This is a genomic window from Bacillus crepusculi (assembly GCF_014764715.1).
Classification (GTDB): Bacteria; Bacillota; Bacilli; order Bacillales; family Bacillaceae; genus Bacillus.
In genome coordinates this window covers 198,039-205,592 of record NZ_JACXXE010000007.1, presented here as the reverse complement: position 1 = coordinate 205,592, position 7,554 = coordinate 198,039, and the positions used below count along the sequence as shown (strand labels likewise).

Annotated in this window: 8 protein-coding genes; 1 reads left to right on the top strand and 7 read right to left on the bottom strand. The window is 42.2% G+C overall.

The annotated features are described in order from the left end of the window. The 4 genes from IEE86_RS13905 to IEE86_RS13890 all read right to left on the bottom strand — a co-directional run. On the bottom strand, positions 1–282 hold a 282-nt coding region (locus tag IEE86_RS13905; protein WP_191097751.1), incomplete at its 3' end, for a hypothetical protein. A gap of 12 nt (positions 283–294) precedes the next feature. Beyond that, positions 295–822 carry a YfiT family bacillithiol transferase gene (locus IEE86_RS13900; RefSeq protein WP_191097750.1) on the bottom strand — a complete coding sequence of 176 codons (528 nt, stop codon included), beginning with the start codon at positions 820–822 and terminating at the stop codon, positions 295–297. A gap of 13 nt (positions 823–835) precedes the next feature. Beyond that, positions 836–1,843 (bottom strand): zinc-binding alcohol dehydrogenase family protein, encoded by a 1,008-nt coding sequence (locus tag IEE86_RS13895; protein WP_191097749.1) that lies wholly within the window; start codon positions 1,841–1,843, stop codon positions 836–838. An 88-nt stretch (positions 1,844–1,931) separates the two neighbouring features. After that, positions 1,932–2,435 (bottom strand): hypothetical protein, encoded by a 504-nt coding sequence (locus IEE86_RS13890; RefSeq protein WP_191097748.1) that lies wholly within the window; start codon positions 2,433–2,435, stop codon positions 1,932–1,934. 242 nt (positions 2,436–2,677) lie between these two features. Between IEE86_RS13890 and IEE86_RS13885 the strand changes: the two genes are divergently transcribed. Beyond that, complete coding sequence (locus tag IEE86_RS13885) at positions 2,678–3,004, top strand: YnfA family protein (RefSeq protein ID WP_191097747.1); 327 nt, start codon at positions 2,678–2,680, stop codon at positions 3,002–3,004. 102 nt (positions 3,005–3,106) lie between these two features. On the opposite strand, the gene IEE86_RS13880 is transcribed toward IEE86_RS13885, so the two are convergent. The 3 genes from IEE86_RS13880 to IEE86_RS13870 all read right to left on the bottom strand — a co-directional run bounded on the left by IEE86_RS13880 (position 3,107) and on the right by IEE86_RS13870 (position 7,476). Then, positions 3,107–4,822, bottom strand: coding sequence for an ABC transporter ATP-binding protein (locus IEE86_RS13880; RefSeq protein WP_191097746.1), 1,716 nt, complete (start codon positions 4,820–4,822; stop codon positions 3,107–3,109). 12 nt (positions 4,823–4,834) lie between these two features. After that, on the bottom strand, positions 4,835–5,761 hold the full coding sequence (locus tag IEE86_RS13875) for an ABC transporter substrate-binding protein (RefSeq protein ID WP_191097745.1): 927 nt from the start codon (positions 5,759–5,761) through the stop codon (positions 4,835–4,837). Positions 5,762–5,871: 110 nt separating this feature from the next. Next, positions 5,872–7,476: an AraC family transcriptional regulator gene (locus IEE86_RS13870; protein ID WP_191097744.1), complete on the bottom strand. Its 1,605-nt coding sequence runs from the start codon at positions 7,474–7,476 to the stop codon at positions 5,872–5,874. Between the last annotated feature and the right edge of the window lie 78 nt (positions 7,477–7,554).

Below are 7,554 nucleotides of genomic sequence, written 5' to 3'. Positions count from 1 at the left end.
CTTGTGGTCCGTCTTTTTTATGTCTTCTTTTACTTGTTTATCTGGGGTGAAAAGATATTGACGAATGACTTCCCTGTCATCCCATAAGAGATAACCTAAACCGATGATGAGAAAAATGATACTGATCCATGTTCCGCCAGGAATCAGCTGTTCAAGTTCCTCAATCGTTCTTTCTGAGCCTAAGCTATTACTATAGCGTATTTCGAAAAGAACGTATTTCGCTACATAAAACAATGCCGCCATACAGATAAACATGGCGCCGACAATTCTTCTACCTGACATGTGATGACTCCTTTAATTCCACTGATTTCTTTTGATTAATTCCGTGATATGGGCAAGATGGTGCTGTGAATGCCAGACGTACATTCCTGTTGCATCGTATAAGGACACCGTTTGTTGATCGGCTGGATGATAATAAGAAGCGCTAAAGTCTTCCTCTGTCATCTCGCGAAGTAAGGTGACCCACCTGTGATGCAAACTAGTGATCAAGGATAGTGATAGACTGATGGGCGCCTTGCTATCTGGAAGTGCGGCAAATCCCTCCTGATCATATGGACGTATGTGCGGTGTATCTTCTGTAAGAGCAAGTTTGAATCGTAAATAAGCATTTAGATGGCTGTCTGCTACATGGTGAATGAGCTGACGAACGGTCCATCCTCCCGCTCGATACGGTGTATCCAGCTGAGCATCTGTCAATTGTGAAGTCGCCTCTTCATACCGTTGAGGGATCACAGCCAATTGATCAATCCATGCCTCACGCTGCTCTTTCGTTTGTGTTTCAGCTGGTTCATATAAGCCAATCGGATATTGTAATGATGTCATATGCTGCCCCTCCCTAAAAGCCTTCTAGCACAAATTTTCCAATCATCTTGCCTTGCTCAAGCGTTTGATGTGCCTTCTTTAAGTTAGCAGCATTAATCGGGCTGAGCACCTTTGTTAAGGTATGCGTTAATTTTCCCTGTTCAAATAACGCACTTGCCTCTGTTAAAAGCTCGTGCTGCTTGATCATGTCCGCTGTTTTGTACATAGAACGAGTAAACATGAACTCCCATACAAATGCAGCACTTTTATTTTTGAGCAATTGAATGTCTAGGTTGTGCCGGTTCTCGACAATGGTACAGATCGTACCTTGGGGTTTAATCGCTTCTGCCATGCCTTTAAAATGCCCGTCTGTATCATTTAAGCATAAAATGAAATCCACTTCTCCAATCCCTTTTTCCACGAGCTGCGCAAGAAGCGGTTGATGATGATCAATCATATCATCGGCCCCTAATGACAGACACCACTCTTTTGTTTCAGGCCTTGAGGCGGTGGCGATCACAGTGGCATTCGCTAATTTGGCTAGTTGAATGGCAATTGAGCCTACCCCGCCTGCACCACCGATGATCAGCAGTGTTGACCCTTCTGCATTCCGCTTCATATGCATTCGGTCAAATAAAGCCTCATATGCCGTAATGGTTGTAAGAGGCATCGCTGCTGCTTCCGCAAAAGAGAGATTGGCAGGCTTTTTCGCCACAATTCGCTCATCCACAAGCTGATATTCGCTATTTGAGCCTTGACGCGTCATATCTCCTGCGTAGTACACATGGTCACCAGGCTGAAACAACGTACATGCTTCGCCGGTTTCAACAACCGTGCCGCTTGCATCGTAGCCAAGAATTTTCAGTTCTTCTTCCTTCTGATCCTTCGGTGACCTCACCTTTGTATCCACTGGATTCACCGACACCGCCTCTACCTTCACCAGTATATCCCTACCAGCTGCTTGAGGCTTTGCTACCTCCTGTTCAATCAAGCTTTGCTCATGCTCAATCGGTAAGTATTCAAATAGTCCAACGGCTTTCACTCGCCCGCACTCCCTTTCTATGCTTCTTTTCCACATTTTATCATAATTTTCTGATGTTTTTAGGTTGATTAATGGAGCGATAGCACATTTATGACCTCTTCAAAGCCTTTCTTTCCCTCGCAATGTAAGAAAGGCGAGCCTTTTGCAAGGAAGGAACATAAGTGAACCAGCTCTTTGACTTAAAAAATAGCTGGACGTAGTAAAACTGAATGTGCTGCAGTAAAAAGACCATCAATAGAAAAATAGCTAGTGAAGAAGTCAGCATATCAGCCGCTCCCTGCACCCATTCATTGATAAAGAAAACAACAAAACCAATCATGATCAGTTGTTCTAGCCTTTGCACAAGCTGAACAAAGAGGTGCCCTCGTTTGGAAAGTTTGCCTGACTGGCGCTTCTTGATGTTTCTTGATTTGTAAAACCAAATGATACATTCTACTAAGTTATGAGTCATAAAAAGAGCGATGAGCGCGATCAATAAAGGAGATGGGGTATAAAGGACTTGTGCAACGAATGGAAACAATAAAAAATAACATGCAATACATGCGTGTCTGATGGATAAAAGAAATAGTTCTTTTTCTATGTATGTTTTCATCTAGTTCACCTCCATATGTACTACGTCTCATCTGTCAAAAAGTTCCCTCTGCCTATGAAAAAAGGATGCCCTGAAAATCATTTGGATCACTTATGTAAAAAAAGTCAAGTATCCATGTGTAACCATTCACTGTTCAGTCGATTTTAGCAAACTCTCGACAGTCTCTCAATTCGAACCGGGTGGAACGCATTCTTTCATCGTGTCATAATAGAACGTAAATAGGAGAACTGGAGTGTCCGTAAATGATTGTAACGATTGTCCTTTTTTTATTGGCTGGTTTAGCTGAAATTGGCGGGGGCCATCTTGTCTGGCTTTGGCTGCGTGAAGCAAAACCTGTCAGTTATGGGATTGCCGGAAGCCTTATCTTGGTCGCCTATGGCGTCATCCCTACCTTCCAGCAGTTCCCAACCTTTGGACGGGTTTATGCTGCCTATGGCGGTGTTTTTGTGATTCTTGCTGTGCTGTGGGGCTGGTGGGTCGATCGAAAAGCACCTGATTTATATGACTGGATGGGTGCTTTGATTTGTTTAGCAGGAGTCAGTGTGATGTTATTTGCGCCCCGCAGTTAATGCCGGAATGTCTATAGATCAAAAAGGGTTAAAATGACCTCCATTTTAGCCCTTTTTCGAATGACACGCCGAAAGCCGGCAATATGCCGGCTTCTCTCTATCTTACATTCTAAATTGTGTTTCATATAAACGACGGTACAGACCGCCCGTTTTGAGTAATTCTTCATGTCTTCCCTGCTCTTTTATGCCCTCTTTTGTTAGGACAATAATGCGGTCAGCATGCTGTATAGTAGCTAGACGATGCGCAATGATAAATGTCGTTCGTCCTTCTGCCAGCTCTTCTAGTGATGCTTGGATATATGACTCTGTCTCTGTATCAAGCGAAGATGTCGCCTCATCTAAAATGAAAATTGGCGGATTTTTAAGGAAAATACGCGCAATGGAGATACGCTGTTTTTGTCCACCAGATAGCATCATCCCACGCTCACCAATCATCGTATCAAGACCTTTGGGCAAACTATTCACAAGATCCGTCAGCTGGGCCTTCTCCACTGCCTGCCATACTTCCTCATCAGATGCATCTAGTTTTCCGTATAGGATATTTTCACGTATCGTCCCATGAAACAAATAGATATCCTGCTGCACGACACCAATTTGCGTGCGCAGCGATGCTAGTGTCATCTTTCTTGTCTCTATCCCATCAATCGTAATGGTTCCCTCCTGCCACTCATAAAACCGTGGCAGCAGGCTACAAAGTGTCGATTTCCCAGCGCCGGAAGGGCCAACGATGGCGATTTTCTCTCCTTGTTTAACCTTCAGATTGATATGATGAAGAACCGGTTTGTCTGCTTCATATTGAAAAGACACTTGTTGAAAAACAATGTTTCCTTTCAAATGATTGACTTCGATTGCATCCTCAGCATCCTGTTCATCTGGTGTTTGGTCGATTAGTGATGCGAATCGTTTAAATCCGGCTGCACCTTTTGGATACATTTCAATGACTGCATTGATTTGTTGAATAGGTCCTAAGAAAATGCCTGTTAATAGCACAAATGAAACAAATTCCCCATACGTCATATTTTGCTGAAGCACAAACCATGCACCGCACACAAGCCCAAATATCGTGACACTTTTAATCAGAAAATGACTCACAGCTGTATGCAGTGCCATCATTTGATACGTTGTCAGTTTTGTTTTTCTAAACTGCTCGTTATGCTCGATAAAACGATCCATTTCATGTGACTCATTACCGAACGCTTTCACAACGCGAATGCCACTAATATTGTTTTCCACGCGTGAATGGAACTGTCCTATGCTTGAGAACATTTTATCAAAAGCAGCGGACATTTTTTTCGTAAAGTAGACGGATAATCCTATAAGAAATGGGACGACAATAAATGTGAGAACGGCAAGCTGCCAGTTAATTGACAACATCAGGCCAAAGGCGCCAGTTAATGTCATCACCGCAATAAATAAATCCTCTGGGCCATGATGAGCCATCTCTCCAATATCCATTAAATCATTTGTCATACGGGATACGAGCTTTCCTGTTTTCTTTTGGTCAAAGAAGCGGAAAGACATCCGCTGAACATGAGAAAATAGTTGATTCCTCATATCGGTTTCAATATTGATCCCTAATTTATGACCGAAATAGGTCACAACGTAATGCATGGTGGAGCTGATGACATATAAAATGAGTAGTAAACTCCCCCAGAACCAAATCGCTTCCCAATCACCATTTGGCAAAAAATCATCCATCACTTTACTAATGGCAAGGGGAAAGGATAGTTCGAGTAAGGCCGCAAGTACCGCACAGGAAAAATCTAATATAAACAATCCCATATATGGTTTGTAGTATAAAAAGAAGCGCTTTAACAATTGGCAGACCTCCTACTGATCAGATGTGCCTGTCAATATGTCAGCAAATGTTTCAGCTTGATTCACGACTGCAATTGGATCATAAGGCCAAAACAATTCTGCGTCCATTTGATAGGTCTGCTTTTTCTTGACAGCTTTTAGGCTCTTCCAGATGGAGTTATTTTTATCAAATGTCCCGCCATTGGACTCATCAATGAAGATATGATCTCCTGCATATGTAGGAAGGGTTTCATAGGAAATCAATTCATAGCCTGTCTTACTGTTTAAAATCGTATCTTCGACCTGCTTTGGCGGGTTTAACTTTAATTGATGATATAGCGCCTGTCCACCTCGGTAAATTCCGTTCCCATACACATACACATCGTTTTTAAATGCCCCCATGATGGAAACCGTTTCATTCTCTTTTAAAACATTCTTCACTTTTTTCCGAGCTGCCTCGATTCGTTGATCAAAGGAAGCAAGGAACGTTTTTCCTTCCTCTTCCTTGTTTAAAACCTTGGCCAGTGTCGTGATTTCTTCATGTGCGTCTTTGAAAGAACCGTAAGGATAGACGATGGTTGGGGCTATTTTTTTATAAACATCATAGACTTTTTCATCCTGTACGGCTGTGATAATCAGATCAGGCTTTAAGCTAAGTGCCTTTTCAGCTGAACGTTCGTCACTGATATCCTCTATTCCTTTGATCTTATCCTTCAAATGTACATTCTTTAAATCCTGTGTCGTCGCACCTACAGGGTGAACATCCAGTGCAATTGCACTGCCTAGATACCCATCTATGAGGATTCGTTTTGGGTTGGCTGGAATGACTACCTTTCCTTTCACTGTCTCAACCGTTTTCGTTTGCTTTTTTGTTTCTGCCGTTTTGGCTTGCTCTTTATTGCCACAGGCCGACAATACCAACATCAGAATGACAGCACACAGCCAATATGTTTTTTTCATATGAATATTCCTCCTTTATTTCTCCACCTCAAATGAGAATAGTTATCAATTACTAGTCTCATGTATTCTATCAACCTCATACGAAGTGGTCTATGGAGGATTCTCGCAACTTACATATGGACAATTGTTGGATGGGCTGTCTGTGTCAATCGGGAGACGAATCGATCAATCAAATGAAGAGCTCGCTCTCCTTCATCGAATCGAAACTCCTCTAGCTTCAGTGGATAAAAGGTTCCGTTTTTCACCGCCGACAATTGACGGAGAACATCACTTTCCTCCACCCGCTTCTCCATTTGCTCATACCATCCATGATGGACAGCGACAATAAAAAACATGTGATCTGCCTCGTATTCTCTCAATTTCTCTAAAGGAATGACCACATGTTGATCTGGAAGAAGAACTTCTTCTAGAATGGCTTTCGGAGGCTTTAAGCCCAGCGTTTCGTAAAGATAAAAGGCACCTCTCGCCTGATAGGACCACATATACACTTTGTCATGTCCTCTCATTTCATAGATCGCAGCTGTCTCTCCTTTTTCTCTAAATGAAATCAGGTCATGTCTTGCCTTTTGAGTATGGTGCTTGAAACGTTTCACCCAATCGTTTGCTTCTTTCTCTCTTCCTAAAAGGCGACCAAGGGATAATACTTCTTTTACAGCATGATCACCGCCATATCGCAAGACAAGCACAGGTGCAATACGCTCCAAACGCTTGATCAATGAAGGCTTTGAATAAAAATAGTTAGGTATGATGATTAAATCTAATTGAAGTGATTTGAATACGTCATCAGGCGTGTGTTCATCTATGACGAGCGAACCGGATAGCTGTTCTTTGAGCACATCTGAATGGAGCAAGGTTTCTTGGTCAATGCAAATAGGCTGAATGCCTAATGCGACCAATGAACCGGTAAATTGAAAAGCTGCAATACGCTCCGGTCTTCGGTTCATTCGGAACTCGCTAGGGGTTCTCCCTGTCTTCTGCCGAAACTTCCTGCTGAAATACAAACTGTCTGCATATCCTACTTGCCGTGCAATGATTTGAATTTGATCATCTGTTTGCAGAAGACGTTTTTTTGCTTCATCTATTCGAATTTGCGCAAGATAGTCTGTCACGCTCATACCCATACTTTGTTTGAAAAAGGTCGAAAAATAACTTTCATGAAAGCCCATCTTATGAGCTAGTTCCTTTCTCGTCAGTTTTTGATCATAATGCTCATCTAAATATTTCAAAATCATTTCGATTGAATAATGTACTTTTTCAGTGAATGGCTGAGATTGGTTGTGAAAAATCTCCATCATCTCTTCCAGCCATTTTGCCTGATCTTGTACACTTTGACTTGCCTTTATCTGTTTTATAAAGGAAAAAAGTAAGCCAGAGCCTTTGACGAGCTCTCCATTATCAGGGAGATCATCATGATTGACCTTATAGATCAATTCATTTTGCGCATTACTTGCCAAGGAGAATTGTTCAAATGTGACAGTATAGATCACCACCGGAGCGCTGGATAAAGACTGAAGGATCACTGCAATATTGGATCGGATAAGTATACTGTCTTTTGCATGTAACTCGTATTCCATTCCTTCTATTACAAGCCTCACAGCCCCGTCCGTTGTCAGAATCACAGGGGAAGACGTTTCCCAGGAGACCGTTTGTTTCACAGAAAGAGATCGCTCCCTGCTTTCTTTCATGTGAAGAATTGTATGAGTACGGGATTTCATTCTCTCTTTCTCCTTCCATATAAAAAAAGTGCTAAAATAAACACCATTTCAGCACTTCAATGTTTGACTGGATGTTGA

Coding starts and splice junctions, on each gene's coding strand:
- IEE86_RS13870 (WP_191097744.1), bottom strand. CDS start 7,476: ATGAAATCCCGTACTCATACAATTCTTCACATGAAAGAAAGCAGGGAG.
- IEE86_RS13900 (WP_191097750.1), bottom strand. CDS start 822: ATGACATCATTACAATATCCGATTGGCTTATATGAACCAGCTGAAACA.
- IEE86_RS13890 (WP_191097748.1), bottom strand. CDS start 2,435: ATGAAAACATACATAGAAAAAGAACTATTTCTTTTATCCATCAGACAC.
- IEE86_RS13875 (WP_191097745.1), bottom strand. CDS start 5,761: ATGAAAAAAACATATTGGCTGTGTGCTGTCATTCTGATGTTGGTATTG.
- IEE86_RS13885 (WP_191097747.1), top strand. CDS start 2,678: ATGATTGTAACGATTGTCCTTTTTTTATTGGCTGGTTTAGCTGAAATT.